The sequence below is a fragment of the Comamonas terrigena NBRC 13299 genome (assembly GCF_006740045.1).
GTDB classification, from domain to species: Bacteria; Pseudomonadota; Gammaproteobacteria; order Burkholderiales; family Burkholderiaceae_C; genus Comamonas; species Comamonas terrigena.
Map to the genome: position 1 here is coordinate 271241 of NZ_AP019749.1, position 26445 is coordinate 297685.

33 protein-coding genes are annotated in these 26445 nt (G+C 63.8%); 25 read left to right on the plus strand and 8 right to left on the minus strand.

Annotation, left to right across the window (positions count from 1 at the left end; genetic code table 11):
• Positions 1-30 precede the first annotated feature (30 nt).
• The 14 genes from fusA (at position 31) to CT3_RS01250 (ending at position 9544) form a co-directional block, all read left to right on the plus strand.
• The gene (fusA, locus tag CT3_RS01185) at positions 31-2139 is read left to right on the plus strand and encodes an elongation factor G (protein WP_066538883.1); all 2109 of its coding nucleotides are present in this window, start codon (positions 31-33) and stop codon (positions 2137-2139) included.
• A 184-nt stretch (positions 2140-2323) separates the two neighbouring features.
• Entirely contained in the window at positions 2324-3514 is a 1191-nt protein-coding gene (gene tuf / locus CT3_RS01190) for an elongation factor Tu (RefSeq protein ID WP_098066016.1), read from the plus strand.
• A gap of 25 nt (positions 3515-3539) precedes the next feature.
• Positions 3540-3851, plus strand: a complete 312-nt coding sequence (rpsJ, locus tag CT3_RS01195; protein ID WP_003059431.1) for a 30S ribosomal protein S10 — start codon at positions 3540-3542, stop codon at positions 3849-3851.
• Between the two features lie 204 nt (positions 3852-4055).
• Entirely contained in the window at positions 4056-4730 is a 675-nt protein-coding gene (rplC, locus tag CT3_RS01200) for a 50S ribosomal protein L3 (RefSeq protein ID WP_066541975.1), read from the plus strand.
• Positions 4730-5350, plus strand: coding sequence for a 50S ribosomal protein L4 (gene rplD / locus CT3_RS01205; protein ID WP_066541974.1), 621 nt, complete (start codon positions 4730-4732; stop codon positions 5348-5350). The genes rplC and rplD overlap by 1 nt, the downstream gene beginning before the upstream one ends.
• Positions 5347-5661 carry a 50S ribosomal protein L23 gene (rplW, locus tag CT3_RS01210; protein WP_066541973.1) on the plus strand — a complete coding sequence of 105 codons (315 nt, stop codon included), beginning with the start codon at positions 5347-5349 and terminating at the stop codon, positions 5659-5661. Before rplD ends, rplW begins: the two co-directional genes overlap by 4 nt.
• 2 nt (positions 5662-5663) lie before the next feature.
• Positions 5664-6488 (plus strand): 50S ribosomal protein L2, encoded by an 825-nt coding sequence (rplB, locus tag CT3_RS01215; RefSeq protein ID WP_066541971.1) that lies wholly within the window; start codon positions 5664-5666, stop codon positions 6486-6488.
• Positions 6489-6498: 10 nt separating this feature from the next.
• The gene (gene rpsS / locus CT3_RS01220; RefSeq protein ID WP_066541969.1) at positions 6499-6774 is read left to right on the plus strand and encodes a 30S ribosomal protein S19; all 276 of its coding nucleotides are present in this window, start codon (positions 6499-6501) and stop codon (positions 6772-6774) included.
• 9 nt (positions 6775-6783) lie between these two features.
• A complete protein-coding gene (gene rplV / locus CT3_RS01225) occupies positions 6784-7116 on the plus strand; it encodes a 50S ribosomal protein L22 (RefSeq protein WP_020229468.1) in 333 nt (110 codons plus the stop codon).
• A 16-nt stretch (positions 7117-7132) separates the two neighbouring features.
• Positions 7133-8005 (plus strand): 30S ribosomal protein S3, encoded by an 873-nt coding sequence (rpsC, locus tag CT3_RS01230; RefSeq protein WP_066541967.1) that lies wholly within the window; start codon positions 7133-7135, stop codon positions 8003-8005.
• Positions 8006-8007: 2 nt separating this feature from the next.
• Complete coding sequence (gene rplP / locus CT3_RS01235) at positions 8008-8424, plus strand: 50S ribosomal protein L16 (RefSeq protein ID WP_066541965.1); 417 nt, start codon at positions 8008-8010, stop codon at positions 8422-8424.
• Between the two features lie 10 nt (positions 8425-8434).
• Positions 8435-8632 carry a 50S ribosomal protein L29 gene (rpmC, locus tag CT3_RS01240; protein ID WP_066541986.1) on the plus strand — a complete coding sequence of 66 codons (198 nt, stop codon included), beginning with the start codon at positions 8435-8437 and terminating at the stop codon, positions 8630-8632.
• Between the two features lie 9 nt (positions 8633-8641).
• Positions 8642-8911 (plus strand): 30S ribosomal protein S17, encoded by a 270-nt coding sequence (gene rpsQ, locus CT3_RS01245; protein ID WP_066541964.1) that lies wholly within the window; start codon positions 8642-8644, stop codon positions 8909-8911.
• 123 nt (positions 8912-9034) lie between these two features.
• Positions 9035-9544, plus strand: a complete 510-nt coding sequence (locus CT3_RS01250; protein WP_066541963.1) for a peroxiredoxin — start codon at positions 9035-9037, stop codon at positions 9542-9544.
• 74 nt (positions 9545-9618) lie between these two features.
• Here the strand turns inward: CT3_RS01250 and CT3_RS01255 are convergent, their stop codons facing one another.
• Positions 9619-10197, minus strand: coding sequence for a hypothetical protein (locus CT3_RS01255; RefSeq protein ID WP_066541962.1), 579 nt, complete (start codon positions 10195-10197; stop codon positions 9619-9621).
• Positions 10198-10397: 200 nt separating this feature from the next.
• Between CT3_RS01255 and CT3_RS01260 the strand changes: the two genes are divergently transcribed.
• Positions 10398-11147, plus strand: a complete 750-nt coding sequence (locus tag CT3_RS01260) for a hypothetical protein (RefSeq protein ID WP_066541960.1) — start codon at positions 10398-10400, stop codon at positions 11145-11147.
• An 87-nt stretch (positions 11148-11234) separates the two neighbouring features.
• Here the strand turns inward: CT3_RS01260 and CT3_RS01265 are convergent, their stop codons facing one another.
• Genes CT3_RS01265 through CT3_RS01295 form a run of 7 tightly spaced genes read right to left on the minus strand, consistent with a single transcriptional unit; the run spans position 11235 to position 17429 of the window.
• On the minus strand, positions 11235-13325 hold the full coding sequence (locus CT3_RS01265; protein WP_066541958.1) for a flagellar biosynthesis protein FlhA: 2091 nt from the start codon (positions 13323-13325) through the stop codon (positions 11235-11237).
• On the minus strand, positions 13322-14461 hold the full coding sequence (flhB, locus tag CT3_RS01270; RefSeq protein WP_066541957.1) for a flagellar type III secretion system protein FlhB: 1140 nt from the start codon (positions 14459-14461) through the stop codon (positions 13322-13324). The genes CT3_RS01265 and flhB overlap by 4 nt, the downstream gene beginning before the upstream one ends.
• A 4-nt stretch (positions 14462-14465) precedes the next feature.
• Positions 14466-15242: a flagellar biosynthetic protein FliR gene (locus CT3_RS01275; RefSeq protein WP_066541954.1), complete on the minus strand. Its 777-nt coding sequence runs from the start codon at positions 15240-15242 to the stop codon at positions 14466-14468.
• An 8-nt stretch (positions 15243-15250) separates the two neighbouring features.
• On the minus strand, positions 15251-15520 hold the full coding sequence (fliQ, locus tag CT3_RS01280) for a flagellar biosynthesis protein FliQ (protein ID WP_066541952.1): 270 nt from the start codon (positions 15518-15520) through the stop codon (positions 15251-15253).
• A 4-nt stretch (positions 15521-15524) separates the two neighbouring features.
• Positions 15525-16292: a flagellar type III secretion system pore protein FliP gene (gene fliP / locus CT3_RS01285; protein WP_066541949.1), complete on the minus strand. Its 768-nt coding sequence runs from the start codon at positions 16290-16292 to the stop codon at positions 15525-15527.
• A 19-nt stretch (positions 16293-16311) separates the two neighbouring features.
• Positions 16312-16674, minus strand: a complete 363-nt coding sequence (locus CT3_RS01290) for a FliM/FliN family flagellar motor switch protein (protein ID WP_227657925.1) — start codon at positions 16672-16674, stop codon at positions 16312-16314.
• Positions 16671-17429 carry a FliM/FliN family flagellar motor C-terminal domain-containing protein gene (locus tag CT3_RS01295; RefSeq protein ID WP_066541945.1) on the minus strand — a complete coding sequence of 253 codons (759 nt, stop codon included), beginning with the start codon at positions 17427-17429 and terminating at the stop codon, positions 16671-16673. The genes CT3_RS01290 and CT3_RS01295 overlap by 4 nt, the downstream gene beginning before the upstream one ends.
• Before the next feature lie 212 nt (positions 17430-17641).
• Between CT3_RS01295 and fliE the strand changes: the two genes are divergently transcribed.
• The 10 genes from fliE to CT3_RS01345 all read left to right on the plus strand — a co-directional run bounded on the left by fliE (position 17642) and on the right by CT3_RS01345 (position 26441).
• The gene (gene fliE, locus CT3_RS01300; protein WP_066541943.1) at positions 17642-17977 is read left to right on the plus strand and encodes a flagellar hook-basal body complex protein FliE; all 336 of its coding nucleotides are present in this window, start codon (positions 17642-17644) and stop codon (positions 17975-17977) included.
• Positions 17978-18071: 94 nt separating this feature from the next.
• Positions 18072-19688: a flagellar basal-body MS-ring/collar protein FliF gene (fliF, locus tag CT3_RS01305; protein WP_227657847.1), complete on the plus strand. Its 1617-nt coding sequence runs from the start codon at positions 18072-18074 to the stop codon at positions 19686-19688.
• Positions 19660-20715: a FliG C-terminal domain-containing protein gene (locus CT3_RS01310; protein ID WP_225608900.1), complete on the plus strand. Its 1056-nt coding sequence runs from the start codon at positions 19660-19662 to the stop codon at positions 20713-20715. The genes fliF and CT3_RS01310 overlap by 29 nt, the downstream gene beginning before the upstream one ends.
• 2 nt (positions 20716-20717) lie before the next feature.
• A complete protein-coding gene (gene fliH, locus CT3_RS01315) occupies positions 20718-21401 on the plus strand; it encodes a flagellar assembly protein FliH (protein ID WP_083520667.1) in 684 nt (227 codons plus the stop codon).
• Complete coding sequence (locus CT3_RS01320) at positions 21398-22747, plus strand: FliI/YscN family ATPase (RefSeq protein ID WP_066541937.1); 1350 nt, start codon at positions 21398-21400, stop codon at positions 22745-22747. Before fliH ends, CT3_RS01320 begins: the two co-directional genes overlap by 4 nt.
• Positions 22744-23196 carry a flagellar FliJ family protein gene (locus CT3_RS01325; protein ID WP_066541935.1) on the plus strand — a complete coding sequence of 151 codons (453 nt, stop codon included), beginning with the start codon at positions 22744-22746 and terminating at the stop codon, positions 23194-23196. Before CT3_RS01320 ends, CT3_RS01325 begins: the two co-directional genes overlap by 4 nt.
• A gap of 36 nt (positions 23197-23232) precedes the next feature.
• Positions 23233-24699, plus strand: a complete 1467-nt coding sequence (gene fliD / locus CT3_RS01330) for a flagellar filament capping protein FliD (protein ID WP_066541934.1) — start codon at positions 23233-23235, stop codon at positions 24697-24699.
• Between the two features lie 23 nt (positions 24700-24722).
• Positions 24723-25121: a flagellar export chaperone FliS gene (gene fliS / locus CT3_RS01335; RefSeq protein WP_066541933.1), complete on the plus strand. Its 399-nt coding sequence runs from the start codon at positions 24723-24725 to the stop codon at positions 25119-25121.
• Positions 25108-25413 carry a flagellar protein FliT gene (gene fliT / locus CT3_RS01340; RefSeq protein WP_066541932.1) on the plus strand — a complete coding sequence of 102 codons (306 nt, stop codon included), beginning with the start codon at positions 25108-25110 and terminating at the stop codon, positions 25411-25413. Before fliS ends, fliT begins: the two co-directional genes overlap by 14 nt.
• Complete coding sequence (locus CT3_RS01345) at positions 25410-26441, plus strand: flagellar hook-length control protein FliK (RefSeq protein ID WP_115594710.1); 1032 nt, start codon at positions 25410-25412, stop codon at positions 26439-26441. The genes fliT and CT3_RS01345 overlap by 4 nt, the downstream gene beginning before the upstream one ends.
• Positions 26442-26445 lie beyond the last annotated feature (4 nt).

The window sequence follows — 26445 nt, forward strand, 5'->3', positions numbered from 1 at the left end:
ATCTCCCATACGATCAATCAAGGATCCATCATGGCTCGCAAGACCCCCATCGAGCGCTACCGCAATATCGGTATTTCGGCGCACATCGACGCAGGCAAAACCACCACGACCGAACGTATCCTGTTCTACACAGGCGTGACCCACAAGCTGGGCGAAGTGCACGATGGTGCTGCTACGACCGACTGGATGGAGCAGGAACAAGAGCGCGGCATCACGATCACTTCGGCTGCCGTGACCTGCTTCTGGAAGGGTATGGATCTGTCCTACCCCGAACACCGCTTCAACATCATCGACACCCCCGGCCACGTGGACTTCACCATTGAGGTGGAGCGTTCCATGCGCGTGCTGGACGGTGCTTGCATGGTGTACTGCGCTGTGGGCGGCGTGCAGCCCCAGTCCGAAACCGTGTGGCGTCAGGCCAACAAGTACAAGGTGCCTCGTCTGGCCTTTGTGAACAAGATGGACCGTACCGGTGCCAACTTCTTCAAGGTCTACGACCAGATGAAGCTGCGCCTGAAGGCCAACCCTGTGCCCGTGGTGATCCCCATCGGCGCCGAAGACAACTTCAAGGGCGTGGTCGATCTGGTCAAGATGAAGGCCATCATCTGGGACGAAGCTTCCCAGGGCATGAAGTTCGAATACCAGGACATCCCCGCTGAGCTGGTGGAATCCGCCAACAAGTGGCGTGAAAACCTGGTGGAAGCTGCTGCCGAAGCGTCGGAAGAGCTGATGAACAAGTACCTGGAAGAAGGTACTCTGACTGAAGAAGAAGTGAAGCTCGGCGTGCGTACCCGTACCCTGGCCACCGAAATTCAGCCCATGCTGTGCGGTACCGCCTTCAAGAACAAGGGTGTGCAGCGCATGCTGGACGCCGTGATCGACTACCTGCCCGCGCCTGTGGACATCCCCGACGTTACCGGTACCGACCCCGATGACGAAGAGAAGAAGCTGTCGCGCAAGGCTGACGATGCTGAGAAGTTCTCGGCTCTGGCCTTCAAGCTGATGACTGACCCGTTCGTGGGCCAGCTGACCTTCGTGCGCGTGTACTCCGGCGTTCTGACCAAGGGCGAGACCGTTCTGAATGCCGTGAAGGGCAAGAAGGAACGTATTGGCCGTATCGTGCAGATGATGGCCAACGACCGCGTGGAAGTCGAAGAAATCCGTGCTGGCGACATCGCTGCCTGCGTGGGTCTGAAGGACGTGACCACCGGTGAAACCCTGTGCGACATCGCCGCTCCCATCGTGCTGGAACGCATGGTCTTCCCCGAGCCCGTGATTGCACAGGCTGTGGAACCCAAGTCCAAGGCCGACCAGGAAAAGATGGGTATCGCTCTGTCGCGTCTGGCTGCAGAAGATCCTTCCTTCCGCGTGCGTACCGACGAAGAATCCGGTCAGACCATCATCGCCGGTATGGGCGAGCTGCACCTGGAAATCATCGTTGACCGCATGAAGCGTGAATTCAACGTGGAAGCCAACGTGGGCAAGCCCCAAGTGGCCTACCGCGAAACGATCCGCAACACGGTCAAGGACGTGGACGGCAAGTTCGTTCGCCAATCCGGTGGTAAGGGTCAGTACGGTCACGTGGTTCTGACGCTGGAGCCTCAAGAGGCCGGCAAGGGCTTCGAGTTCGTCGACGAAATCAAGGGCGGTGTGGTTCCTCGCGAATACATCCCTGCGGTGGAAAAGGGCGTGATCGAAGCCCTGACTTCCGGCGTGCTGGCTGGCTACCCCGTGGTGGACGTCAAGGTGCGTCTGACCTTCGGTTCGTACCACGATGTGGACTCGAACGAAATGGCGTTCAAGATGGCCGCCATCTTCGGTTTCAAGGAAGCTGCCCGCAAGGCCAACCCCGTCATCCTGGAACCCATGATGGCTGTGGAAGTGGAAACGCCGGAAGACTACGCCGGTACGGTGATGGGTGACCTGTCTTCCCGTCGCGGTATGGTGCAGGGCATGGACGACATGGTTGGTGGCGGCAAGGCCATCAAGGCCGAAGTGCCTCTGTCGGAAATGTTCGGCTACGCCACGTCGCTGCGTTCGATGACCCAAGGTCGCGCCAGCTACACGATGGAGTTCAAGCACTACGCTGAAGCTCCTCGTAACGTGGCTGAAGCCATCGTGGCCGCTCGCGCTAAGTAAGCATTTCGGTCATAATCCGAAATTCGCCCGAAGGCAGCTGATGCTGCTTTCGGGCGAACTCGGATTGAAACAAGTTGCCGGTCTGCGACTGCATGCCGTCCTGTCACCTGTGCGGGGCGAAACAGCAATGCGGTGCAGACCTTAAACATCACACAGGTTTGCTCTTTTCTCTGGAGAATTTGCAATGGCAAAAGAAAAATTTGAACGTACCAAGCCCCACGTGAACGTGGGCACCATCGGTCACGTTGACCACGGTAAGACCACCCTGACGGCTGCTATCGCTACCGTTCTGTCGAAGAAGTTTGGCGGCGAAGCCAAGGCCTACGACCAGATCGACGCTGCACCCGAAGAAAAGGCCCGCGGTATCACCATCAACACCGCTCACGTCGAGTACGAAACGGCTAACCGCCACTACGCTCACGTGGACTGCCCCGGTCACGCCGACTATGTGAAGAACATGATCACCGGCGCTGCCCAGATGGACGGCGCTATCCTGGTGTGCTCGGCCGCTGACGGCCCCATGCCCCAGACCCGCGAACACATCCTGCTGTCGCGTCAGGTGGGCGTGCCTTACATCATCGTCTTCCTGAACAAGGCTGACATGGTGGACGACGAAGAACTGCTGGAACTGGTCGAAATGGAAGTGCGCGAGCTGCTGTCCAAGTACGACTTCCCCGGCGACGACACCCCCATCATCCGCGGCTCTGCCAAGCTGGCCCTGGAAGGCGACCAATCCGACAAGGGTGAACCCGCTATCCTGCGTCTGGCCGAAGCTCTGGACACCTACATCCCCACGCCTGAGCGTGCTGTGGACGGTGCCTTCCTGATGCCCGTGGAAGACGTGTTCTCGATCTCCGGTCGTGGTACCGTGGTGACCGGCCGTATCGAACGCGGCATCATCAAGGTCGGCGAAGAAATCGAAATCGTCGGTATCAAGGACACCCAGAAGACCACCGTCACGGGCGTGGAAATGTTCCGCAAGCTGCTGGACCAAGGTCAAGCTGGCGACAACGTGGGTCTGCTGCTGCGCGGCACCAAGCGTGAAGACGTGGAACGTGGCCAAGTGCTGTGCAAGCCCGCTTCGATCAAGCCCCACACCCACTTCACCGCTGAGGTGTATGTGCTGTCGAAGGACGAAGGCGGCCGCCACACTCCTTTCTTCAACAACTACCGTCCCCAGTTCTATTTCCGTACCACCGACGTGACCGGCTCCATCGAGCTGCCCGCCGACAAGGAAATGGTGATGCCTGGTGACAACGTGTCGATCACTGTGAAGCTGATCGCCCCCATCGCCATGGAAGAAGGTCTGCGTTTCGCTATCCGCGAAGGCGGCCGTACCGTGGGCGCTGGCGTGGTTGCTACCATCATTGCCTAATTCTTAGCACAACTAGGAATTAACAATGTCCAAGCAAAAGATCCGCATCCGCCTGAAGGCATTCGACTACAAGCTGATCGATCAGTCTGCAGCCGAGATCGTTGACACTGCCAAGCGCACCGGCGCGATCGTCAAGGGCCCCGTGCCCCTGCCGACCCGCATGAAACGCTTCGACATCCTGCGTTCGCCGCACGTCAACAAGACCAGCCGTGACCAGTTCGAAATCCGTACGCACCAGCGTCTGATGGACATCGTGGACCCCACCGACAAGACTGTGGACGCCCTGATGAAGTTGGACCTGCCTGCTGGCGTGGACGTCGAAATCAAACTGCAATAAGACCTGGGTGAGGTGATTTCGCCTCACATCGGTTCTTCCTTTTAACGCGAACTTGCTTGAAAAAGCAGTTCGCGTTAAAATTTGGAGCTTCGCTAATTTCTAGCGGAGTTTTATCAACCTTCTTTCGTGCGCCTCAGGGCTTTCCTGGTTAGGCGCAACGCTGGGCCAATTGCAGTTACAGCGGCGAAAGTTTTGGAGAAACAAATGAGTCTGAGCAACTCCCTGGGGTTGCTGGGCCGCAAGGTGGGCATGATGCGTCTGTTCACTGATGACGGGGACGCAGTGCCTGTCACAGTGGTGGATGTTTCTAACAACCGCGTGACCCAGATCAAAACCCAAGAGAACGATGGCTATGTGGCCCTGCAGGTCACATTCGGCGCACGCAAAGCTTCGCGTGTGACCAAGCCTCAAGCCGGCCACCTTGCCAAGGCAGGTGTGGAAGCCGGTGAAGTGACCCAAGAATTCCGAGTGACCGAAGAAACTGCTGCCAAGTACGCAGCAGGTGCAGTGCTGCCCGTGGCAGAACTGTTCGCCGTCGGTCAAAAGGTGGACGTGCAAGGCACTTCCATCGGTAAGGGCTTCCAAGGCACGATCAAGCGTCACAACTTCGGTGCACAACGCGCTTCGCACGGTAACAGCCGTTCGCACCGCGTGCCCGGTTCTATCGGTATGGCACAAGACCCCGGTCGCGTGTTCCCCGGTAAGCGCATGTCCGGCCATATGGGCGACGTGACTGTGACCACCCAAAACCTCGACGTGGTTCGTATCGACGAAGCACGCCAACTGCTCTTGATCAAGGGCGCTGTTCCTGGCTCCAAGGGTGGCTTCGTGTCCGTGCGTCCCGCCGTGAAGGCCCAAGCTTCTAAAGGAGCGAACTAATGCAGCTCGAACTCCTGAATGAGCAAGGCCAGGCCGCATCCAAGTGCGATGTGCCTGAAACCGTGTTCGGCCGTGATTTCAACGAAGACCTGGTCCACCAGATCGTGACCGCCTTCCGTGCCAACGCACGTCAAGGTACCCGCGCTCAAAAGGACCGTGAGCAAGTGCGTCACACCACTGCCAAGCCTTTCAAGCAAAAGGGTACTGGTCGTGCACGTGCTGGTATGTCCTCCTCGCCTCTGTGGCGTGGCGGCGGTCGCATCTTCCCGAATCTGCCTGAAGAAAACTTCACGCAGAAGATCAACAAGAAGATGTACCGCGCCGGCATGGCTTCCATCCTGTCGCAACTGGCCCGCGAAGGCCGTCTGGCCGTGGTGGACTCCCTGAAGCTGGAAAGCCCCAAGACCAAGGTCCTGGCTGACAAGTTCAAGTCCATGAACCTGGAGTCGGTGATGGTGATCGCCGAGGAAGTCGACGAGAACCTGTACCTGGCTTCGCGCAATCTGAAGAACGTGTTCGTGGTGGAGCCTCGCTACGCCGATCCCGTTTCGCTGATCCATTACAAGAAAGTGCTCGTCACCAAGGGCGCAATCGACAAACTCAAGGAGATGTTCGCATGAGCACGCTCAAGTTTGACGAAGGTCGTCTGATGCAAGTGTTGGTCGCTCCCATCGTGTCCGAAAAGGCCACCATGGTTGCCGAGAAGTCCAATGCTGTGACATTCAAGGTGCTGCAGAACGCTACCAAGCCTGAAATCAAAGCCGCTGTTGAACTGCTGTTCAAGGTGGAAGTGGCTGGCGTTTCCGTGGTGAACACCAAGGGCAAGACCAAGCGCTTCGGCAAGACCGTTGGCCGCCGCGACAATGTGCGCAAGGCTTACGTGATGCTCAAGCCCGGTCAAGAGCTGAACCTGTCTGGGGAGGCTGCTTAATCATGGCTGTTATCAAACTCAAGCCCACTTCGCCTGGCCAACGCGGCACGGTGAAGGTGACCCGCGATCACCTGTACAAGGGTGCTCCTCACGCCCCCCTGCTGGAAGCACAATTCCAGAAGGCCGGTCGTAACAACAACGGTCACATCACAACCCGTCACAAGGGCGGTGGTCACAAGCACCACTACCGCGTGGTGGACTTCAAGCGCACCAAGGACGGTATCCCCGCCAAGGTTGAGCGCATTGAATACGACCCGAACCGTACGGCCCACATCGCTCTGGTGTGCTATGCCGACGGCGAACGTCGCTACATCATTGCTCCTCGCAACCTGGAAGTGGGCGCAACCATCGTCAGCGGCTCTGAAGCGCCGATCCGCGTGGGTAACACCCTGCCGATCCGCAACATCCCTGTGGGTTCGACCATCCACTGCATCGAGCTGAACATCGGTGGCGGCGCGCAAATCGCCCGTTCCGCTGGTACCTCGGCTACGCTGCTGGCCCGCGAAGGCATCTACGCCCAAGTGCGTATGCGTTCGGGCGAAGTGCGCAAGGTGCACATCGAGTGCCGTGCCACCATCGGTGAAGTTGCCAACGAAGAACACAGCCTGCGCCAACTGGGCAAGGCCGGTGTGAAGCGTTGGATGGGTATCCGTCCGACCGTTCGCGGCGTTGCCATGAACCCTGTGGATCACCCCCACGGCGGTGGTGAAGGTCGTACCGGTGAAGGCCGTCATGCAGTTGACCCATGGGGCAATCTGACGAAGGGCTACCGTACCCGTAACAACAAGCGCACACAAGTCATGATTGTGTCGCGTCGTAAAAAGTAAGGGGTAGCAAATGACTCGTTCTCTCAAAAAGGGTCCGTTTGTTGACCATCACTTGTTGGCTAAGGTCGAAAAGGCCGTCACCACCAAGGACAAGCGCCCTGTTAAGACCTGGTCGCGTCGCTCCATGGTTCTGCCCGAGTTCATCGGTCTGACCATCGCCGTGCACAACGGCAAGCAGCACGTGCCTGTCTACATCACCGACCAAATGGTAGGTCACAAGCTGGGCGAATTCGCTCTGACTCGTACCTTCAAGGGTCACCCCGCCGACAAGAAGGCCAAGAAGTAAGGAACGACCATGTCTGAAACACGTGCAGTCCTCCGTGGCGTCCGCTTGTCGGTTGACAAGGGTCGCCTGGTCGCGGATCTGATCCGCGGCAAGAAGGTGGATCAAGCTCTGAACATCCTGGCTTTCACGCAGAAAAAAGCTGCCGTGATCGTGAAGAAGGTTCTGGAGTCCGCCATCGCCAACGCTGAGCACAACGACGGCGCCGATATCGACGAACTGAAGGTCAAGACCATCTTCGTCGAACAAGGCACCACGCTCAAGCGTTTCACCGCTCGCGCCAAGGGCCGTGGCAACCGCATCAGCAAGCCTACCTGCCACATCTACGTGACCGTGGGTAACTGAGGCCTAAAGGAAGAATATGGGACAGAAAATCCATCCTACCGGCTTCCGTCTGGCGGTGAGCCGCAACTGGGCAAGCCGTTGGTACGCAAGCAACCGTGATTTCGCCGGCATGCTGGCCGAAGACATCAAGGTTCGTGAGTACCTGAAGGCCAAGCTGAAGAACGCCGCTGTGTCGCGCGTCCTGATCGAGCGTCCTGCCAAGAACGCCCGCATCACCATTTTCTCGGCTCGTCCGGGCGTGGTGATCGGCAAGAAGGGTGAAGACATCGAGAACCTGAAGAAGGAACTCGCTACTCGCCTGGGCGTGCCTGTTGCTGTGAACATCGAAGAAGTGCGCAAGCCCGAAATCGATGCCAAGCTGATCGCTGACTCGATCACCCAGCAGCTGGAAAAGCGCATCATGTTCCGTCGCGCCATGAAGCGCGCCATGCAAAGCGCCATGCGTCTGGGTGCCCAAGGCATCAAGATCATGTCGTCGGGTCGTCTGAACGGCATCGAAATCGCACGTACCGAGTGGTACCGCGAAGGTCGCGTGCCTCTTCACACCCTGCGTGCGGACATCGACTATGGCTTCTCTGAAGCCAAGACCACCTACGGCATCATCGGCGTGAAGGTCTGGGTCTACAAGGGTGACACCTTGGGCCGCAACGATCTGCCCGCCGTGGAAACGCCCCGTCCTGACGACGAGCGTCGTCCTCGCGGTCCTCGCCGCGATGGTCGCCGTGACGGCGGTCGTGACGGTGCAGGCCGCGGTGCTCGCCGCCCTGCCGGCGGTAACGCGGCTCCTGCTGACGGTAGCGACAAGGCTGCCGCCGCTGGCGCTGACTCCGTTAAGCGCGTTCGTAAGGCTGACGCGCCCGCTACAGCAGCGGACGGTAAAGGAGAATAAACATGCTGCAACCTGCACGCCGCAAGTTCCGTAAGGAACAAAAGGGCCGCAACACCGGTATCGCTACCCGTGGCAACTCCGTTGCCTTCGGCGATTTCGGTCTGAAGTCCACGGACCGTGGCCGTCTGACGGCCCGCCAGATCGAAGCCGCACGTCGTGCGATTTCCCGTCACGTGAAGCGTGGCGGCCGTATCTGGATCCGCGTGTTCCCGGACAAGCCAATCTCTACCAAGCCCGCAGAAGTGCGTATGGGTAACGGTAAGGGCAACCCCGAGTACTACGTGGCCGAAATCCAGCCCGGCAAGGTGATCTACGAAATCGTAGGTGTGCCCGAAGAGCTGGCCCGTGAAGCGTTCCGCCTGGCTGCTGCCAAGCTGCCGCTGCGCACGACCTTCGTGTCCCGTCAAATTGGTGCTTAAGGAGATCAACATGACGAAATCTGCTGAACTCCGCCAAAAAGACGTGGCTGGTCTGGAAACTGAAGTGAAGTCCCTGCAAAAGGCTCATTTCGGTCTGCGCATGCAAAAGGCCACGCAACAACTGGGCAACACTGCGACCCTCAAGGCTACCCGCCGCGACATCGCTCGTGCCAAGACCATCCTTGCTGAAAAGCAAGCCGCCAAGTAAGGAGCCGACATGACGGAAGCTAAAACATCCCTCAAGCGCACCTTGATTGGCAAGGTGGTCAGCGACAAGCGCGCCAAGACCGTGACGGTCCTGGTCGAACGCAGCGTGAAGCACCCGATCTATGACAAGATCGTGGTGAAGTCGAGCAAGTACCACGCTCACGACGAGCAAGGCCAGTACAAGATGGGTGACACCATCGAGATCACTGAAAGCCGCCCTCTGTCGAAGACCAAGAACTGGGTGGCTACCCGCTTGGTGCAAAAGGCTGCTCTGGTCTAAGCATTCACCCGCTTTGACAGCAAAGTCTTAAAAAGCGACCCACAATGTGGGTCGCTTTTTTGTTTCCGGGACCTGCGTGCATGTCGCCGCAGGCTGGATTCATTTCATGACAAAGGACGCACCATGATCAAGGTTGGAGACACACTGCCCGCATGCAAGCTGATGGAATATGTGGAAGTGGAGGGCAATGGCTGCAGCATCGGCCCCAATCCGGTGGAACTGCCCCAGGCCCTGGCTGGCAAGACGATTGCCCTGTTCGCCGTGCCCGGCGCGTTCACACCCACCTGCTCGGCCAAGCACCTGCCCGGCTACATCGAGCAAGTGGAGGCCTTCAAGGCCGCCGGCGTGGATGAAATCTGGTGCGTGGCTGTCAACGACGCCTTTGTGATGGGTGCCTGGGGCCGCGACCAGAAGGCCGGCGGCAAGGTGCGCATGATCGCCGACGGCGATGCTGCGTTCGCCAAGGCCATCGGCCTGACGCTGGACCTGAACGGCAAGGGCCTGGGTCTGCGCAGCAACCGTTACTCCATGCTGGTCAAGGACGGCAAGGTGGTGAGCCTGAACGTGGAAGGCCCTGGCAAGTTCGAAGTCAGCGACGCAGCGACCCTGCTGGGCCAGGCCAAGGCCGCCTGACGCTGCGGGACCTCGCGGTACCCTCCCAAAGAACGCCACAGCCGTGGCGTTTTTTTATGGGCCGTTGCGTTTGCTCAGGCTTCAGTCTCCGCGGCCGGTGGTCGCTTCAGGGAAGAGGAGGGCGCGCCGTTGTCCAGGATGGGGGTGGTCCAGCGTCCGGTCTTGAAGACATCGGACACGCCGCGGTTGCGGGCCTCCTGCTCCACGGTCTTGCGCCAGTCTTCCAGCAGCTGGGTGCGGCCCGCAGTGTCCTGCATCAGCAGGGCGGTTTTCAGGAAATGCATGAGCCGCGTGACGGTCGAGGAAGGACGGGCATCCGGGCGCATCCAGCGGTAGGCGGCAGAGCTTTCCGCGCCGAAGTAGGTGGCGAAACGCTTGGGCTCCACATCGGCCACCTCGTTCATCAGCGCGAACATTTCGCCCGCCGTGGGCTGGCGCGGCACCACGGCCAGTTCGGGGTGCTGGGCCAGAAAGCGCACCAGCAGGGCCAGGGTGGGGTCCTTCACCGGCTCGTCCGGCGCCTGGCGCACCACCTGCATCCAGCGCGTGATGGACATGCTCAGCACCCAGATGATGTCGTTGGTCAGCAGACCGAATTCCTGACGGACGGCATCCAGATCGCGGCCCAGGACGGGGCGGTTTGATGGAATCATTGTGAGAGAATGTTAAGAATTTACAAATTATTACCAGTTTCACTGCACTTTTGGCAGGGACGGCATCTGAGCTGACATGCTGTGCTGCCAATTGCGAGCAAGCTAGCCGAATTATTCCAAAATCGAGACAAATTTAGCATTGCAAATATACCGTGCGTCAGTACGTATATTCGCCATGCCTGTAACAAAACGTTTTCCGAATGCCCCATAACGCCACCTCCCGTGTCCAGCTCACGCTGCTCAGCCTCATCCGTGTGCATGGTCAGCAGGTACAGCCCATGGTGGGCACCAGCCGGGTGTGCGAGCAGGGGGACGATGTGCACCTGGTGGCGGGCTCCATTCCGTTCCACGACCGGGCCATGGACGCCAAGGCCCCCACACCGGGCAAGGGTCTGCTGGCCTTGTTCGGCATCCGGGATGCGCTGGACGAGCTGCAGCACTGGCGCACCGTGGCGCGCAACTCACAGGCCCAGTTCGCCTACCTGCAGCTGCAGGTGGAAGTGGGCACGCCGGCGCCGGGCGCTGTCACGCGCCAGATGCTGCGGGAATGCGGCGCCCAGCTGCGCTTCCTGAATGTGCGCCGCAGTGCGGCCGAGTTCCAGAAGGAAGCGCTGGCCCGGTTTGCCGGCTGGGTGGCCGAGGAAGGCGGAGACCCGGGGCGCGACATGGCGCATGTGCGGCAGATGGCCTTGCGCCCGGACCTGTTCGAGCGCCTGCTGTACGAAGATGCGGACCTGCAGCACATCGATGTGATGGTGCTGCCCCTGGCCGACTGGCCCGATCCGGCGCGCGTGCGCCAGGTGGCCTATGTGCGTGCCGGCACGCCGCTGATGGCCCAGGTGCAGGGCAGCGACCGGATGCAGGTCCACCTGCCCGGCTGGATGGCACAGCGCCACGGGCCGGACCAGGACATGGCCTACCTGCCTTGTTGCGAGGACAGGGCTGCCTAGCGCCGCAGCACCACTTGCGGCGAAGGGGGTGCGGTCCTACCCCCGCCGCCGCGATGCCTGCACCCGGCACGCAGGCCGTTGCAGCACTTATCCCACGGTGCCCAGGACTTTCAGTTCCTTGCCTTCGGGCACTTCGTTGAAGGACAGCACCTGCAGGCCCTGGGCAAACAGGCGCGCATAGCGGGCCAGCAGCGGGCGCAGCTGGGGCGTGACCAGCAGGATGGGCGCGGTGGCCTGCTGCTTCATCAGGTCACGCGCATGTGCCATGTGCTCCTGCAGCTGGCCGAGCAGGCTGGGATCCACCGGGTAATTGTCCAGCGGTACTTTCTTGTTGGTGTGGCGGGCGCTGCTGAGGGCGCCCAGCAGCAGCTGCTCCAGCTCCGTGCCCAGGGTGAAGGCCTTGATCTCGGGGGCCGTGCTGACGAGCTGGCGGCGCAGTGCGCAGCGCACTTCGGCGGTCAGCAGGATGGGGTCCTTGGTGGTGTCGATGCTGTCCAGCAGCGCGGTGGCGATCTGCACAATGTCCTTCAGGGCCACCCCTTCACGCAGCAGCTGCTTGAACACGGCGTGCTGCAATTGGGCCGGACAGGCCTTTTCCAGCGCGGCGGCCAGCTTGGGCGACAGGGCATTGAGCCGTTCGTGCAAGGCATGCACATCGTCGTGGCGGATCAGCTCGTCCAGGTGCTGGCGCACCACGCGCGTCACATGGGTGGCGACAATGCTGACGCAGTCCGCCACCTGGTAGCCCATGCCCAGGGCATGGGCCTTGTCCTTGGGGTCGATCCAGGTCACCGGCAGCTGGTAGGCCGGTTCGATGCCGGGAATGCCGTCGAGCTGGCCGTACACATGGGGCGAGGGAATGGCCATCAGCTTGTCGGCGTGCACCTCGGCCTTGGCGACGATGCTGTCGTTGATCAGGATGGTGTACTGGTTGGGAGGCAGGGTCAGGTCGTCGCGCACATGGACCGGGGGCAGGACAAAGCCCATTGCCTCGCTGACGCTCTGGCGCACGCCCTTGAGCCGTGTGGCCAGCGGTGCGCCCTGCCCGGGGTCGAGCTGGCTGACCAGGCGGTAGCCCACGCGCACCGACAGCTGCTCGGTGATGGGCAGGCTCTGCCAGCCAAAATCCTGCACGGCCGCCGCGGTCACGCTCTGCAGCAGACCCAGGTTGTCGGGCGCCGGCTGCACGCCCCCGGGCTGCTTGGCCATGGCCCAGCCACCCAGCACCAGCACCGCGGCAAACGCCAGGAAAGGCATCCAGGGCATGCCGGGGATCAGGCCCAGCACCAGCATCACGCCGGCGGCGCTGTACAGCACGGCCGGCTTGGCCAGCAGCTGCTGGCGCACCTGGTCCGAGAACTCGCCGGCATCCGCATCGCTGATGCGGGTGACGATCACCGCCGATGCGGCCGACAGCAGCAGCGCCGGGATCTGGGCGACCAGGCCGTCACCGATGGTCAGCAGCGCATACAGGCGGAATGACTCGCCCAGCGGCAGATCGTGCATCAGCGAGCCGATGGCCACGCCGCCGATCAGGTTGATGATCAGGATCAGGATGGAGGCAATCGCATCGCCCCGCACAAACTTGGAGGCACCGTCCATGGCGCCGTAGAAGTCGGCTTCGGTGGCGACTTCCTTGCGCCGCGTCTGGGCCTGCTGCTGGTTGATCAGACCGGCGTTCAGGTCGGCGTCGATGGCCATCTGCTTGCCGGGCAGCGCATCCAGCGTGAAGCGGGCCGAGACTTCCGAGATCCGCTCCGCGCCTTTGGTCACCACCACGAAGTTGATGATCATCAGGATGATGAACACCACCAGGCCGACGACGAAATTGCCGCCGATCACCACGTTGCCGAAGGACTCGATCACATGGCCGGCGGCATCGGGTCCGTTCTGGCCGTGCAGCAGCACCACGCGGGTCGATGCCACGTTCAGGCCCAGGCGCATCAGGGTGGTGACCAGGATGATGGTGGGGAAGACGGCAAAGTCCAGCGGCCGCTTGACGCCCACGGCCACCAGCACCACCACCAGCGACAGCACGATGTTGAAGGTGAAGAAGATGTCCAGCGCCAGCGGAGGCAGCGGCAGCATGACCATGGCCAGCAGCGCCAGCAAAAACACAGGCACAGCCCATTGGTGGCGGGACAGAGCCTGGCGCAGTTCGGTGACGTAGTGCTTCATGGTGCAGGAGACGGATCAGACAGTTCGGTAGGGACGTCCAGCGCGTGCGGCATCTCCGGGCGTGCAGGGCGCTGGCCCTGGCGGAAGGCCTTGATCTGCAGCACGTAATGCAGCACCTGGGCCACGCTGCGGTAGAGCACGGCCGGGATCTGCTGGTTGACTTGGCTGGTGTGGTAGACGGCGCGCGCCAGTGCCGGGATGCTGACGACCTCGACCTGGTGCTGCAGCGCGATCTCGCGGATGTAGAAGGCCATCTCGTCCACGCCCTTGGCGATCACATACGGCGCTTCGGCCCGCTGGGTGTCGTAGCGCACGGCCACGGCAAAGTGTTCGGGGTTGACGATCACGGCATCGGCCTTGGGGACGGTGGCACGCACGCTGCGCCGGGCCAGCTGCCGCTGGATCTGGCGGATGCGGTTTTTCACTTCCGGGCGGCCTTCGTTGCTCTTGTGCTCTTCCTTGACTTCCTGCTTGCTCATGCGCTGGCTGCGCAGAAAGAAAAAGCGCTGCAGCGGAACGTCGATCAGCGCCAGGATGACGAAGATGACCACGATGGACATCACGCCGGACAGGAACAGGGCAATGCCTTCCCGCACCGCCAGGTCCAGGGTCATCGAAGGCAGTGCGGTGAAATGGCGCACATTGGCCTTGCAGTAGGCGTAGACCACGCCGGCCACGGTCGCAGCCTTGAGCACGGACATCAGCAGGTCGCCGTAGTGCTTGGCCTTGAAGAACTTCGACAGGTTCTGTTTCGGGCTCAAGCGGCTGAACTTGGGCTGCAGGTTCTTTGGCGACAGCAGCCAGCCGCCAGGAAACAGGGACGCGACGGCCACCAGCAGCGGGGTGATGAACAGCGGCAGCAGCATCTGGGCGAACAGCATCCCGGCATCGGCCCAGACGGCCCCCACCATGGCGTCGATGGTGCCGGTACCGGAGGCATCGTCCAGGCCGCGCTGGAACAGGCCGTGGAATTTGCGCAGGTAGTCGGGCATGAACAGCGCCGTCACCTGCAGCGTGACCACCAGCCCCACCGCCGTGGCCAGGTCGCGCGAGCGCGCCACCTGGCCTTCTTCGCGCATTTTGCGCAGCTTGTGGTCGGAGGCCCGTTCGGACTTGTCGCCTGCACTGTCTGCCATCTGCTCAGGCTTTCATCATCAGGGTCAGCATGTCCAGCGCGCGCCGGGTCATCTGCAGGTAGTGGGCCGGGATGTGGCGCAGCATGAAGGCGAGCATGGCCAGGCCGAACAGCGTGACGACGGAAAAGCCCAGCGCAAAGATGTTCAGGCTGGGGGAGATGCGGGCCATGAAGCCAAAGCCCAGCTGCACCAGCATGGCGGCAAAGATGATGGGCGTGGCCAGCAGAAAGGCGGCGGCAAACACCCAGCCCATGTTGTAGGCCACGGTCTGCAACTGCAGCCGGTTCAGGCTCTGGCCCACCGGCCAGGCATCGAAGCTGGCCGAGACGATGCCGGCCACCAGCAGGTGGATGTCCAGCACAAAGAACAGCAGCATGCCCAGCAGCAGGGCCAGCACCGACAGCGCATCGGAGGAGCTGCCGTTCACCGGGTCGTTGAGCATGGCCATGGCCAGGCTGGTCTGGGAGGCGCTCAGAAACCCGAAGATGCTCAGTGCGGTCGTGGCGAACTGCAGGCCCAGGCCCAGCACGGCGCCAATGGCGATCTGCTCCAGCGTCAGGGCCACGGCCGTCAGCGAAAACGCATTCACGGAAATGACGGCACTGCTGACCGAGGGCAGGGCCACCACGGCCAGGGTCAGCGCGATCGTGACCCGCACCCGCACCGGGACGGTGGGGTCGCCGAAGATGGGGGCAAACGCCAGCAGGGCCATGATGCGGGCAAACGGCCACCACAGGATCTGCAGCCAGTGCAGCAAAAAGGGGTAGAGGCCTTGCTCCATGGCGGTGGTCAGCCCAGCAGCGTGCTGGCGTACTGGAAGAAGCGCACGCAGAAATCCATCAGCTGGGTGACCAGCCAGCGCGCGCTCACTGCCAGGGCCAGCAGCGTGACCATCAGGCGGGGCAGAAAACTCAGCGTCTGCTCGTTGATTTGCGTGGCGGCCTGGAACAGGCTGACCAGCAGGCCCACGATCAGGCCCGGAACCACCAGCACGGCCACGATCACGAGCACCAGCTGGATGGCCTGCAGCAGCAGGTCGACCGCGATATCGGGCGTCATGGCGCTACAGCCCCTGGACGCTGGTGACCAGCGTGTTGACCGTCAGGGACCAGCCGTCCACCAGCACGAAAAGCAGGATCTTGAAGGGCAGCGAAATCACCAGCGGAGACAGCATCATCATGCCCATGGCCATCAGCACCGAGGAGACGACCAGGTCGATCACCAGAAACGGAATGAAGAGCACGCAGCCGATCATGAAGGCGGTTTTCAGCTCGCTCAGCACGAAGGCCGCGACCTTGACGGTGAAGGCATGGTCCTGGGGCGTGGCGACCGGGCCTTCCTTGGCCAGTGCGCTGACCTGTTTCAGTGCTGCCTCATGGGTCTGTGCCAGCAGGAAGTCCGACATCGGTTTTTCGGCGCGCCGCAGTGCATCGATCAGGCTGATCTGGTCTTTTTCGTACGGCTCGAAAGCCTCGGTCCACAGCCGCTCCCCCACCGGGCGCATGACCAGCAGGGTCAGGATCAGCGCCACGCCGGTCAGCACCCGGGTCGGCAGGCCCTGCTGCAGACCCAGTGCGGAGCGCAGCAGTGCCAGCACGATGATGAAGCGCGTGAACGTCGTCATCATCAGTGCCATCATGGGCAGCAGGCCCAGCAGCGTCATCAGGACCAGCACCTCGGTCTTGACCGAGAGCTGGGTCACGCCATGGGCTTGCTGGCTTTCCATCAAGGGAATGTTCGCGGCCTGCGCCACGGGCAGCCAGGCGCAGAGGCAGGCTGCCAGCGCCCACCAAACAAGGGCGCGATGCGCCCTGTGACGGTGCGGTTCCATGCGGGTGTGCGGCGCTGGCTCAGAGGCCCAGGGCGGGCAGCTCGGCATGCAGCTCCAGCACCTTGAGGCCGTAGGATTCACCGCAGACCACCACCTCGCCCTTGCCGATGGCGGCACCGTTGACCTTGATGGTCAGCGGCTCGCCCACGATGGTGTCCAGCGGCACCACGCTGTCCGGCCCCAGATCGGCCAGTTCCTGCAAGGTGATACGGGCGGAGCCGGCTTCCAGCGTCAGGGTCACGGGAATGCGGTGCAGAAAGGGCGACAGGCGCTCGGGTTCCGGGAGGGCCGGGGCCAGGGCGGGCGCTTCGGGGGCCGCTTCCGCGTTGCCCGCCAGCAGGTCTTGCAGGTCCATGTTGTTGTCGAGTTCCATAGTCTTTATTCCAAGGTCTCAAAGGCAGTCAGGTGCAGCTTGCCGTGGTGTTCGGCCACCGATGCGGTGAGCAGGGCTTCGCCGTTGAGCAGCACCGTGGTGCGCCCCAGGGCAATCGGTAGCACGCTGCCCCGTCGCAGCGCCTGGATGTCGGCGGTGGACACGGTTTTTTCCAGCAGGCGTGCGGTCAGCTCCACCTGCAGCGGGGCCGCCGGTTTGGCCGCGCCCGGCGGGGCGGTGCGCTGGGTGCGGCGCAGCTGCAGCGCGTAATGCTCCAGCGTGCGGCTGGCATCGGCATCCAGCGTGATATGCAGCGGCTGCCAGTCGCTGTCCCCCACCTGGATGCGTGCCTGCCATTGCCAGGCGCTCGCCGACGTGGAAGGGGGGCTGTCCAGCGCCGCACCGGCCTGGGCGCACAGCGCGGCAACGGCGCGCAGCACCGCGTCCTGCAGGGCCTGGCCAATGCGCCGCTCGGTGCTGCTGGGAGGGGTGTCGGGGGCATCCGCCTGACCGTCGGCAGTGAAGCCATAGCGGGCCGCCATATGGGCGAGCACGGTGGCGCGCTGCAACTCAATTTGTAACGCCTGGGGTGCGACACCTGGCAGCGGCGTGAAGTGGGCGTGCGCGATCTGGATGGCAATCGGACGGTGGCCGGTGCCATGCAGCTGTGCCTGTACATGCTGTGCCAGATCGGCCGCCAACTGATCGAAGGCTTGCACCGGGCGCCCCAGCAAGACGGGGTTCAGGGTTTTGATGTTCTGCACAGTAGATATCTTTTTCACCTTTTATTTAAGGTGTGGCGTCACGCAAAATGAGGCTGATACAGAGGGCAACACAGGGGATATGGAATGTATTGCGAAATCGCTAGTATTTGTATCAGTTGTGAATAGTATACTGTTCGTGCAACAACTTATTCCCTCGAAATCAGCGACGCACCTGTGCAGATGGGTGCTGTCGGTGGCGCAGGGGCATGCCGATGAACATCGAACCCTCAAGCCTTTTGCTGCAGACCCGGGGCGCTTTTGCGCAGTTCGTGCCGCCCCAGCTGGACCAGGCGCCCGTCATGCCCGCAGCCGGCCAGCAGGCCGCAGGCAGCGGCTTTCTGCACCTGATGGAAAACGCCGTGCTGTCCGTGGATGCCCAGGGGCGTGCCGCTTCGGACCGGATGGCCGCGGTCGATGCGGGCAAAAGTGATGACCTGGTCGGGGCCATGCTGTCCAGCCAGGAAGCCAGTCTGTCGTTCTCCATGTTGATGCAGGTGCGCAACAAGGTGATGGGAGCGATGGACGAGGTCGTGAAGCTCCAGGTTTGAGGCAGAGGACATACCGGTGTTGGATTCCCTTAAAAAACGCTTCGCAGGCATGCCTGCCGCACAGAGCGTGCTTTCTTTCTCGTCCTCTCCCGGTATGGCGCGTGTCGCCGTGCCGCTGGTGCTGGCGGCGGCCCTCGTCACGGCGCTGGTGGTGCTGGTGCTGTGGCAGAGCAGCGGCAACTACCGCCCCCTGTTCGGCGCCCGCGAGAACGTGGTGACCTCGGATGTGGTGGCGGCTCTGGAGGCCGATGGCCTGAAGTACCGCCTGCATCCGGATTCCGGCCAGGTGCTGGTGGCCGAGTCCGATCTGGGGCGCGCCCGCATGCTGCTGGCCGCCAAGGGCGTGGCGGCCAAATTGCCCGAAGGCCTGGAGCTGATGGACCGCAACGATCCGTTGGGGGTGAGCCAGTTTGTGCAGGACGTGCGCTTCCGCCGCGGCCTGGAAGGCGAGCTGGCGCGCAGCATCACCACCCTGGATGCGGTGGCTGCGGCACGGGTGCACCTGTCGATTGCACGCTCGTCGTCGTTCGTGGTGAACACCGGGGACAAGAGCTCGGCATCGGTGGTGCTGCAGATGCAGCCGGGGCAGCAGCTCAAGCAGGAACAGATCGCCGCCATCATCCACATGGTGTCCAGCAGCGTGGCCGGACTGGATCCCCAGCGCGTGGCGCTGACCGACCAGGCGGGCAATTTCCTGTCGGCCCGCGTGGACCTGTCGGAAGGCTTCGATCCGCTGGCGCAGGAAGGCCAGGCCGGCAAGCTGAGTGCCGAGCTGCGCCAGAACGCCCAGGAGCTGCTGACCGCCGCCGTGGGGGCGGGGCATTTCCGTGTGACGGTGACGGCCGATCTGAGCCAGGACCGCACCGAAGAGTCTTACGAACAGTACAACGGCGATCCGCGCGTGCTCAGCGAAGCCACGCGGGAAGAAAACGACCGCAGCGGCGGGGTGGCCCTGGGCGTGCCCGGCTCGCTGAGCAACCGTCCGGTGAATGTGCCCTCCGAACCGGAGTCCAAGGACGGCAAGGATGCCAACAACAGCAACTTCCGCGCCGCCGTGTCGCGCAACTACGCCTACGACCGCAGCGTGGTCCAGGTCAAGCGCGGCAAGGGCCGCATCAACAAGCTGCATGTGGCGGTGATCCTGGACGACACCGTGGCGCCCAAGGGCAGCACCGCGTGGAGCCCGGAAGCGTTGCAGCGCGTGGAGAAGCTGCTGCGCGTGGGCATGGGCGTGGACAGTGTGCGGGGCGACCAGATTGCAGTCTCCAGCATGCCATTTACCGTGCCGCCCCCGGTGCCCCAGTGGTGGGAAGAGCCGGCCAACTGGTATGGCGCGGTGGTGATGGTGCTGTGGACCATCGCCGGCGGGGTGGTGCTGGTGCTGCTGGTGCGCCTGGTGAATGCGGTGCTGCGCCATCTGCGCGAAGGCGCCAAGACGGCCGCCGCGGTGGCGCAGGCCGCTCCGGCCCTGGCGGGTGGCGGCGAGACCGACCTTGCACTGCTGCAGGCGCCGGACAGCGCCCGGGTGTCCACGACCGATATGTCGATGGTGCCCTTGCTGGAGAACGTGGACCTGCCGCCCCCGGGCTCGGAAGTGGATGTGATGGTGGAGCATTTGCGCACGCTGGCGGCCAAGGAGCCGGAGCGCGTGGCGGAAGTGGTCAAACAATGGGTGCAAAAACATGGCCAACCAGTCGGTAGCGAGCGCTGAGGGCGCAGCGCGCCTGGCATTGCCGGGCAAGAGCGCGGAAGAGCTGAACCTCATTGAACAGGCGGCCATCGTGCTGCTGAGCATGGGTGAGGAGCCGGCCGCTGGTGTGCTGCGCTGCCTGGAGCGCGAGGATCTGCTGGCGGTGACCCAGGTGATGTCGCGTCTGAGCGGCATCCGCGTGGATTCCGTGCGCCAGTCGCTGCAGCATTTCTTCGATGACTACCGGGAGCAAAGCGGGGTGCATGGCGCATCGCGCAGCTTTCTGCAGCGCTCGCTGGGGCTGGCGCTGGGCGGCGACATTGCCGGCAGCGTGCTGGACAGCATCTACGGCGATGAAGTGCGGCCCAAGATGGCGCGACTGCAATGGGCTTCGCCGGCGTGGCTGGCCGAGCGGCTGGCCCAGGAGCACCCGCGCATGCAGGCCGTGTTCCTGGCCTTTCTGCCCCCGAAACTGGCAGGCGATGTGATCGAGTACCTGCCGGCGTCGGGGCGCGAAGCGCTGGTGCTGAACGTGGCCAGGCTCAAGGATGTGGACCGCGATCTGCTGGTCCAGCTGGAGGTGCTGACCGACCAGTACCTGAGCGAATTCGGCACGCAAAGCGTGGCCATGGAAGGCGTGAAGCAGGCGGCAGAAATCCTGAACCGCATTCCCGGCAACAAGCAGGAGCTGGTGGAGCAGCTGCGGGCGCGGGACCCGGAGATCGCCTCGGCGATCGAGACCGAGATGTACGACTTCTTCGTGCTGTCCACGCAGTCCGAAGCCACGCTGACGCAGATCATCGAGGCGGTGCCGGCCGAGCTGTGGGCACTGGCGCTCAAGGGGGCGGAGCTCGCCGTGCGCAAGGCCGTGCTGGGTGCCATGCCCCGGCGCCAGGCACAGAGCTTCGAAGACCAGATGCGCCGCAGCGGACCGGTGCCGCTCAGCCGGGTGGAGCAGGCGCGGCGTGAAATCATGGACCTGGTCAAGGCCATGGTGGATGCCGGCGAGCTGGAGATCCAGCTGTTTGCCGAAGCCGTGGTGGAGTGAACGTGCTGTACCGCCCCTACCACTTCCCCCCTCTGGACCTGGTGCAGGCCGACAGCCTGCAGCAGACCTCCGCGCCCGCCGGCGAACGCGAACGCAATGCCCAGGAGCTGGCCCAGGCCTACGAGCAGGCGGTGCAGCGCGGGCATGCCCAGGGCGTTGCGCAAGGGCAGGCCGATGGCGAGCGCGCCGGCTATGAAGTGGGGCAGCAGGCCGGCATGGCCGCCGGGCGGGCCCAGGCCCTGCAGGCCGCGCGCGAGGAGCTGCAGCGCCTCGGCGCCCCGGTGACGGCCGCCGCCGCGCAGCTGCAGTTGCTGCACGCCGACTGGGAGGCCAGCTTGCGCAAGGATCTGATCGATCTGGTGGAAAAAGTGGCGCGCCAGGTGGTGCGCTGCGAGCTGACGCTGCAACCGGCGCAGATTCTGGCCCTGGTGGAAGAAACGCTGGCCGGCATGCCGCAGCGTACCGGGGCCGTGCAGGTGTTCCTGAACCCGTCGGATCTGCAGCGCATCCAGGAGCTGGACCACAGCCGTGTACCGGCGTGGCAGCTGCAGGCTGACAGCGCACTGGAGGCGGGCGAATGCCGCCTGCTGGTGGGCGATGAAGAAGTGGATGCCGGCTGCAAGCAGCGCATGGCGGCCTGCATGGACCAGGTGCGCGGACAGCTGCACCCGGTGGAGCCGGTATGAGTAGCCTGGCGCCGCCACGGTCTGCGCCGGAAGGCGGGCTGGCGCATTCGCTGCGCAGCGTGCAATTGTCCGATGTGCCGGTGGCGCAGCCCACGGCCCGCCTGCATGCCGCCACCGGGCTGCTGCTGGAGGCGACGGGCGCGGCACTGCCGCTGGGCGCGCGCTGCCAGATCGAGGGGCCGGGCGGCGTGCCGCTGCCGGCCCAGGTGGTGGGGTTCCGCGGTGCGGTCTCGTACCTGATGCCGCTGAAGGCGGTCACCGGTCTGGCGACGGGTGCCCGCGTCACGCCGGATTCGGAAACGCAGACACCGCACATTGGCGCCAGCTGGCTGGGACGCGTGATCAATGGCCTGGCGGAGCCGCTGGATGGTCTGGGGCGCCTGACGGGCGATGTGCCTTTGCCGGCCCATCCGCCCAAGGTGCATCCGCTGAAGAAGCGACCGATTGCCCAGCCGCTGGATGTGGGTGTGCGCAGCATCAATGGGCTGCTGACCCTGGGGCGCGGTCAGCGGGTCGGGCTGTTTGCGGGCAGCGGCGTGGGCAAGAGCGTGCTGCTGGGCATGATCACGCGCCAGACCGAGGCCGATGTTATTGTGGTGGGGCTGATCGGCGAGCGCGGGCGTGAGGTGCGCGAATTCATTGAACATGCGCTGGGGGCCGAGGGTCTGCGCCGTGCCATCGTGGTGGTGGCCCCCGCCGACGAGCCGGCGCTGATGCGCATGATGGCGGCCGAGCTGTGCCACACCATTGCGGCGCATTTCCGCGACCAGGGGCGCAATGTGCTGCTGCTGCTGGATTCGCTGACCCGCTACGCCATGGCGCGGCGCGAGATTGCGCTGGCCCTGGGTGAGCCTCCGGCGACGCGGGGCTATCCGCCGTCGGTCTTCAGCATGCTGCCGCAGTTGGTGGAAAGCGCCGGCAACGGCGAGCAGGGGCAGGGCAGCATGACGGCCATCTACACCGTGCTGGCCGAAGGCGACGACCAGCAGGACCCGGTGGCCGATACGGCGCGCGCCATTCTGGATGGCCACATCGTGCTGCGGCGCGAACTGGCAGAACGTGGGCAGTACCCCGCCATCGATGTGGCGGCATCCATCAGCCGCTGCATGCCCCAGGTCGTGGCGGAGGGCCATTTGCAGGCCGCCCGCCAGGCCAAGGAGCTGCTGGCGCGCTACAGCCAGGTGCGGGACCTGATTCCCATGGGGGCCTATGTGCCTGGCGCCGATGCACGAACGGACCAGGCCGTGCAGCGTTGGCCGCTGCTGGAGGCCTATCTGCGCCAGGGCACCCATGAGGCGGCGATGTTGCCTGCGTGCATGGCGCAGCTGCAGGAGGTGTTGGCATGAATGTCCCGGTCCCCGCCCTGGCGCAGTACGTGCACGTGCTGGACCAGCGTGCCCAGCAATCGCTGGCGCAAACCAGCCAGGCCCGCACCCGCCTGGACCATACCCAGACGCAGCTGGAGCGGCTGCGAAACATGGCCCGCAGCGCCGGGGTAAAGAATTTGCACGGAAGTGTCGCCCTATATGCGAACGCAGCGGGTTTCCGTTCCGGGCTGATGGACATGGCCGAGCAATTTCGCGACACCCTGGGGGTGCAGCAGCTCGAATATGTCCAGGCCCAGGCGCAGATGCAGAAGGCTTTCCGCCAGCATGGCAGCATGCAGACGGTGTTGGAGCGAGTGCGCACTGACATGGCTGTGGTGCAGCAGCGCCAGGAACAAAAGCACACGGACGAGCTGGCGGGCCAGGCATGGCAGCGTCAGCTTCGGCAGCCGGATACCGGAAACCGCTAGTACGGCCCAATCGCGAACGCATACCAGGGGAATACAGTGGCAACCTACGATCCAGTCTCTACCGCTAAGGCACTTGCCGAAAGCTATGTCTACGCCCGCCAGACGCAGGTAGATACCAACACGTCCAAGACGCAGGGCAAGGTGACCGCCCTCACCAGCCTGCAGACGGCACTGTCCACCTTCACCACTGCGCTCAACACGCTCAGCGCCAAGGGCAGCGTGGTGGCACAGACGGCCACGGTGTCGCGCAGCACGGCCGCCTCGGCCTCGGTGTCGGGCACGGCGTCGGCCGGCAGCTACAGCTTCGCGGTCAGCCAGCTGGCCACGGCCCAGCAGTCGCTCTACAGCATGGAAGACCTGGGGCTGGCACTGGACACCACCTTCCCGCAGGACACCACCATGGTGGTGACCGCCGTCGGGGGCGCGGGCTACATCCAGGTGGACCTGGCGGCGGCCGATGAAAACAACGACGGCAAGCTGTCCGTCACGGAAATCGCCCGTGCGCTGAACCAGGCCAGCGATGGCAAGGTCACGGCCTCGGTGGTGACGCAGAACGGCAAGCAGCAGCTGCTGCTGAACGCCGGAGGCACCGGGCTGGAGAACGCCTTCCAGCTGCACATGGTGTCGTCGAGCGGTGCCGATGCGGCCGCCCAGCAGCTGGCGACCGACTGGGCCGCCACCGTGGCGGGGCTGCAGAACGGCACGATCACAGCCATGCCGGCCGCTGGCGGCGCGAGCATCGGCGGCAAAGGTACCCAGCTGTCGCTGGCGCAGGACGCGGTGTTCAAGCTGGGCGGCGATACGGGCGTGGAGATGCGCCAGGCGTCCAACACCTATACGGGCATCGACGGACTGTCGGTGACCTTCCAGGAAGTCACCACCAGCCCGGTGACGGTCACGGTGGCCAAGGACGATGCCGCGACCAAAAGCAATATGCAGAGCTTTGTGGACGCCTACAACACGCTGGTGAAGGCCATGGACAAGCTGACGGCCGCAGGCAATGCCGAAGGCGGCGTGGCCGCAGGTGCGCTCAACGGGGATTCGGGCGTGCGCACGCTGCGCAACCAGCTCAACAGCCTGCTGCGCACCAGCGTGGGCGGTGTGAGCCTGACGGACTATGGCATCTCGGCCCAGCGCGACGGCACCATCGCCCTCGATGCGGACCGTTTTGCCAAGAAGGTGGCCGCCAACCCCGACGCCCTGACCAGCCTGCTGGGCCAGACCAATTCCCTGGAATACAAGCGCACCGGCGTGCTGGGCAGCCTGCAGACCTATATCAACACCTGGAGCAATGCCTCGACGGGGTTCCTGAAGTCGCGCCAGGACGGACTGCAAAAGCAGCTGACGCAGTACAGCAAGGACCAGGACAACATCGACCGCCTGTATGCACAGGCCTACCAACGCTATCTGACGCAATTCACGACGCTGGCCAACCTCGAAACCACGATGGGCAACACCACGAGTCTGCTGGACTCGCTGTTCTCTTCGTCGTCTTCGAGCTGAGGCGGTGTCGCGCATCCCGAGCTATGAACGACAACCTTTGGAATGATGGATACGGGGGCTACCGCTCCGCCAACATGGTGGCCCAGACCGCACAGGCATCGCCTGTGGAGCTGGTGCTGATGCTGGTGGACGGCCTGCTGGAAGAGATGGCGCGCCTGCGCATGCACATCGCCCATGGCCGGTTCGAGGAGAAAGCCCATTCCATCGCCAAATGCGCCGACATCCTGACCGGGCTGGGCAGCGCACTGGAGGTCGAGGCGGGCAACGAGGTGGTGGAAAACCTGTCCCGCCTCTATGACTTCTGTGCCCAGCGCCTGAACCAGGCGGGCTTTGACATGGATGCCGACAAGGTGGGCGAAGTGCAGGACATCGTCCAGACGCTGCGTGCCGGATGGCAGGGGATGGCGGATGCCCGCCTTTGATGCCAAGCGCCTGGAAGCGCTGGCCCAGCAACTGCAGGCCGCGGCGACCGCGCAGGATTGGGTGCGCCTGGGGCAGCTGGACCAGTTGCTGAGCCAATGGCTGGCCGAAGAGCAGGCCACGCCGTCGGCTGACCCTGCCCAGCAGGCGGCATGGCGCCGGGTGGCGTCCGCCCATGGGCAGGCGCGCAGCGCATGCCAGCAGGCATTGCAAGAAGCAGGGGCGCGCTTGCGCGACCTGCACAACCACAACGAGGCGCACAAGGCCTACGCATGGCAGGAGCAGCTTTCATGAATTCAATGCCGGTCAGCACCGCGCTGGCCTCGGCGCCTGCCGGAGCCACACAGGGGCCTGCCGTGGCCCAGGCCACCGAGCCTGCGGCAGCAGGCACTGCCGCACCCCAACAAGCCTTCGCCCCCGGCGCGGCCGACTACGCGCGGGTGCTGGAACAGACAACGCTGCCACAGGGCCTGTGGGCGGAACCGGGTGGGCATGCCAAGGCTTCCACCGTGCAGGCCTTGCTGGCCAAGACCGAGCAGGCCTGGGCCGACGAAACCGACAGCGCGCTGGATGCCAACGCCCTGCCGCTGCTGCCGAGTCTGGCACCGGCCTGGCAGCCGGAGATGCTGAAGCCACGGCATGCACAGGGGGCACCGATGCCCCATCCCGCAGAGGCGGATGCCGCCCTGGCCACGGCGGCCATGGCGGTGCAGATGCCGGCCGTGCCGGCAGAGACGGCTGTGCTGCAGCGCGTGCAAGCCCCGGCGGAGACGGTGGTGGCCACGCCCGCCGCCGTGCATGCCGCGGTGTCGCCTGAAGCCGCGGCGGTGCTGCCGGCGGCACTGCAGCTGGCACCGACCCCGGGTGGACTGTCGCTCGAGCTGCCCGCCAAGGCCGCGGTACCGACCACGGCTGCAGCGGCGCGTACGGAGCAACCAGTGCTGCAGGCACTGGCTCAGCGCATTCAGCTGCAGCAGTCGCAGGGTGTGGAGGTGGCGACGGTGCGCCTGGATCCGCCACAGCTGGGCACCCTGGAAGTCCGCATCCAGCATGATCCGTCCGGGGTGCAGGTGACGCTCCAGGCCTCGCATGCGGAAGTGGGGCGCCAGCTGGCCGGCCTGGCAGAAGGTTTGCGCCATGAACTGCAGGCCCGCACGCAGGGCGAAGTCTCGGTGGTGGTGGCACAGGGCCGACCGTCCAGCCAGACGGCGGGACAAGGCGGGCAGTCGCGCGACAACCCTGCGCCCTGGGCACAGGCTGAGGAAGAAGCAATCGGTCAGGCTCTGCAGGCCTGGCAGTCCGCGGCGCAGGCGGCGGGCTGAGGCA

What these genes read in the sequence shown, in the direction of transcription:
- fusA (WP_066538883.1), top strand. Translation starts at nt 31, where the DNA reads ATGGCTCGCAAGACCCCCATCGAGCGCTACCGCAATATCGGTATTTCG.
- tuf (WP_098066016.1), top strand. Translation starts at nt 2,324, where the DNA reads ATGGCAAAAGAAAAATTTGAACGTACCAAGCCCCACGTGAACGTGGGC.
- rpsJ (WP_003059431.1), top strand. Translation starts at nt 3,540, where the DNA reads ATGTCCAAGCAAAAGATCCGCATCCGCCTGAAGGCATTCGACTACAAG.
- rplC (WP_066541975.1), top strand. Translation starts at nt 4,056, where the DNA reads ATGAGTCTGAGCAACTCCCTGGGGTTGCTGGGCCGCAAGGTGGGCATG.
- rplD (WP_066541974.1), top strand. Translation starts at nt 4,730, where the DNA reads ATGCAGCTCGAACTCCTGAATGAGCAAGGCCAGGCCGCATCCAAGTGC.
- rplW (WP_066541973.1), top strand. Translation starts at nt 5,347, where the DNA reads ATGAGCACGCTCAAGTTTGACGAAGGTCGTCTGATGCAAGTGTTGGTC.
- rplB (WP_066541971.1), top strand. Translation starts at nt 5,664, where the DNA reads ATGGCTGTTATCAAACTCAAGCCCACTTCGCCTGGCCAACGCGGCACG.
- rpsS (WP_066541969.1), top strand. Translation starts at nt 6,499, where the DNA reads ATGACTCGTTCTCTCAAAAAGGGTCCGTTTGTTGACCATCACTTGTTG.
- rplV (WP_020229468.1), top strand. Translation starts at nt 6,784, where the DNA reads ATGTCTGAAACACGTGCAGTCCTCCGTGGCGTCCGCTTGTCGGTTGAC.
- rpsC (WP_066541967.1), top strand. Translation starts at nt 7,133, where the DNA reads ATGGGACAGAAAATCCATCCTACCGGCTTCCGTCTGGCGGTGAGCCGC.
- rplP (WP_066541965.1), top strand. Translation starts at nt 8,008, where the DNA reads ATGCTGCAACCTGCACGCCGCAAGTTCCGTAAGGAACAAAAGGGCCGC.
- rpmC (WP_066541986.1), top strand. Translation starts at nt 8,435, where the DNA reads ATGACGAAATCTGCTGAACTCCGCCAAAAAGACGTGGCTGGTCTGGAA.
- rpsQ (WP_066541964.1), top strand. Translation starts at nt 8,642, where the DNA reads ATGACGGAAGCTAAAACATCCCTCAAGCGCACCTTGATTGGCAAGGTG.
- CT3_RS01250 (WP_066541963.1), top strand. Translation starts at nt 9,035, where the DNA reads ATGATCAAGGTTGGAGACACACTGCCCGCATGCAAGCTGATGGAATAT.
- CT3_RS01255 (WP_066541962.1), bottom strand. Translation starts at nt 10,197, where the DNA reads ATGATTCCATCAAACCGCCCCGTCCTGGGCCGCGATCTGGATGCCGTC.
- CT3_RS01260 (WP_066541960.1), top strand. Translation starts at nt 10,398, where the DNA reads ATGCCCCATAACGCCACCTCCCGTGTCCAGCTCACGCTGCTCAGCCTC.
- CT3_RS01265 (WP_066541958.1), bottom strand. Translation starts at nt 13,325, where the DNA reads ATGAAGCACTACGTCACCGAACTGCGCCAGGCTCTGTCCCGCCACCAA.
- flhB (WP_066541957.1), bottom strand. Translation starts at nt 14,461, where the DNA reads ATGGCAGACAGTGCAGGCGACAAGTCCGAACGGGCCTCCGACCACAAG.
- CT3_RS01275 (WP_066541954.1), bottom strand. Translation starts at nt 15,242, where the DNA reads ATGGAGCAAGGCCTCTACCCCTTTTTGCTGCACTGGCTGCAGATCCTG.
- fliQ (WP_066541952.1), bottom strand. Translation starts at nt 15,520, where the DNA reads ATGACGCCCGATATCGCGGTCGACCTGCTGCTGCAGGCCATCCAGCTG.
- fliP (WP_066541949.1), bottom strand. Translation starts at nt 16,292, where the DNA reads ATGGAACCGCACCGTCACAGGGCGCATCGCGCCCTTGTTTGGTGGGCG.
- fliE (WP_066541943.1), top strand. Translation starts at nt 17,642, where the DNA reads ATGAACATCGAACCCTCAAGCCTTTTGCTGCAGACCCGGGGCGCTTTT.
- fliF (WP_227657847.1), top strand. Translation starts at nt 18,072, where the DNA reads ATGGCGCGTGTCGCCGTGCCGCTGGTGCTGGCGGCGGCCCTCGTCACG.
- CT3_RS01310 (WP_225608900.1), top strand. Translation starts at nt 19,660, where the DNA reads ATGGCCAACCAGTCGGTAGCGAGCGCTGAGGGCGCAGCGCGCCTGGCA.
- CT3_RS01320 (WP_066541937.1), top strand. Translation starts at nt 21,398, where the DNA reads ATGAGTAGCCTGGCGCCGCCACGGTCTGCGCCGGAAGGCGGGCTGGCG.
- CT3_RS01325 (WP_066541935.1), top strand. Translation starts at nt 22,744, where the DNA reads ATGAATGTCCCGGTCCCCGCCCTGGCGCAGTACGTGCACGTGCTGGAC.
- fliS (WP_066541933.1), top strand. Translation starts at nt 24,723, where the DNA reads ATGAACGACAACCTTTGGAATGATGGATACGGGGGCTACCGCTCCGCC.
- fliT (WP_066541932.1), top strand. Translation starts at nt 25,108, where the DNA reads ATGCCCGCCTTTGATGCCAAGCGCCTGGAAGCGCTGGCCCAGCAACTG.
- CT3_RS01345 (WP_115594710.1), top strand. Translation starts at nt 25,410, where the DNA reads ATGAATTCAATGCCGGTCAGCACCGCGCTGGCCTCGGCGCCTGCCGGA.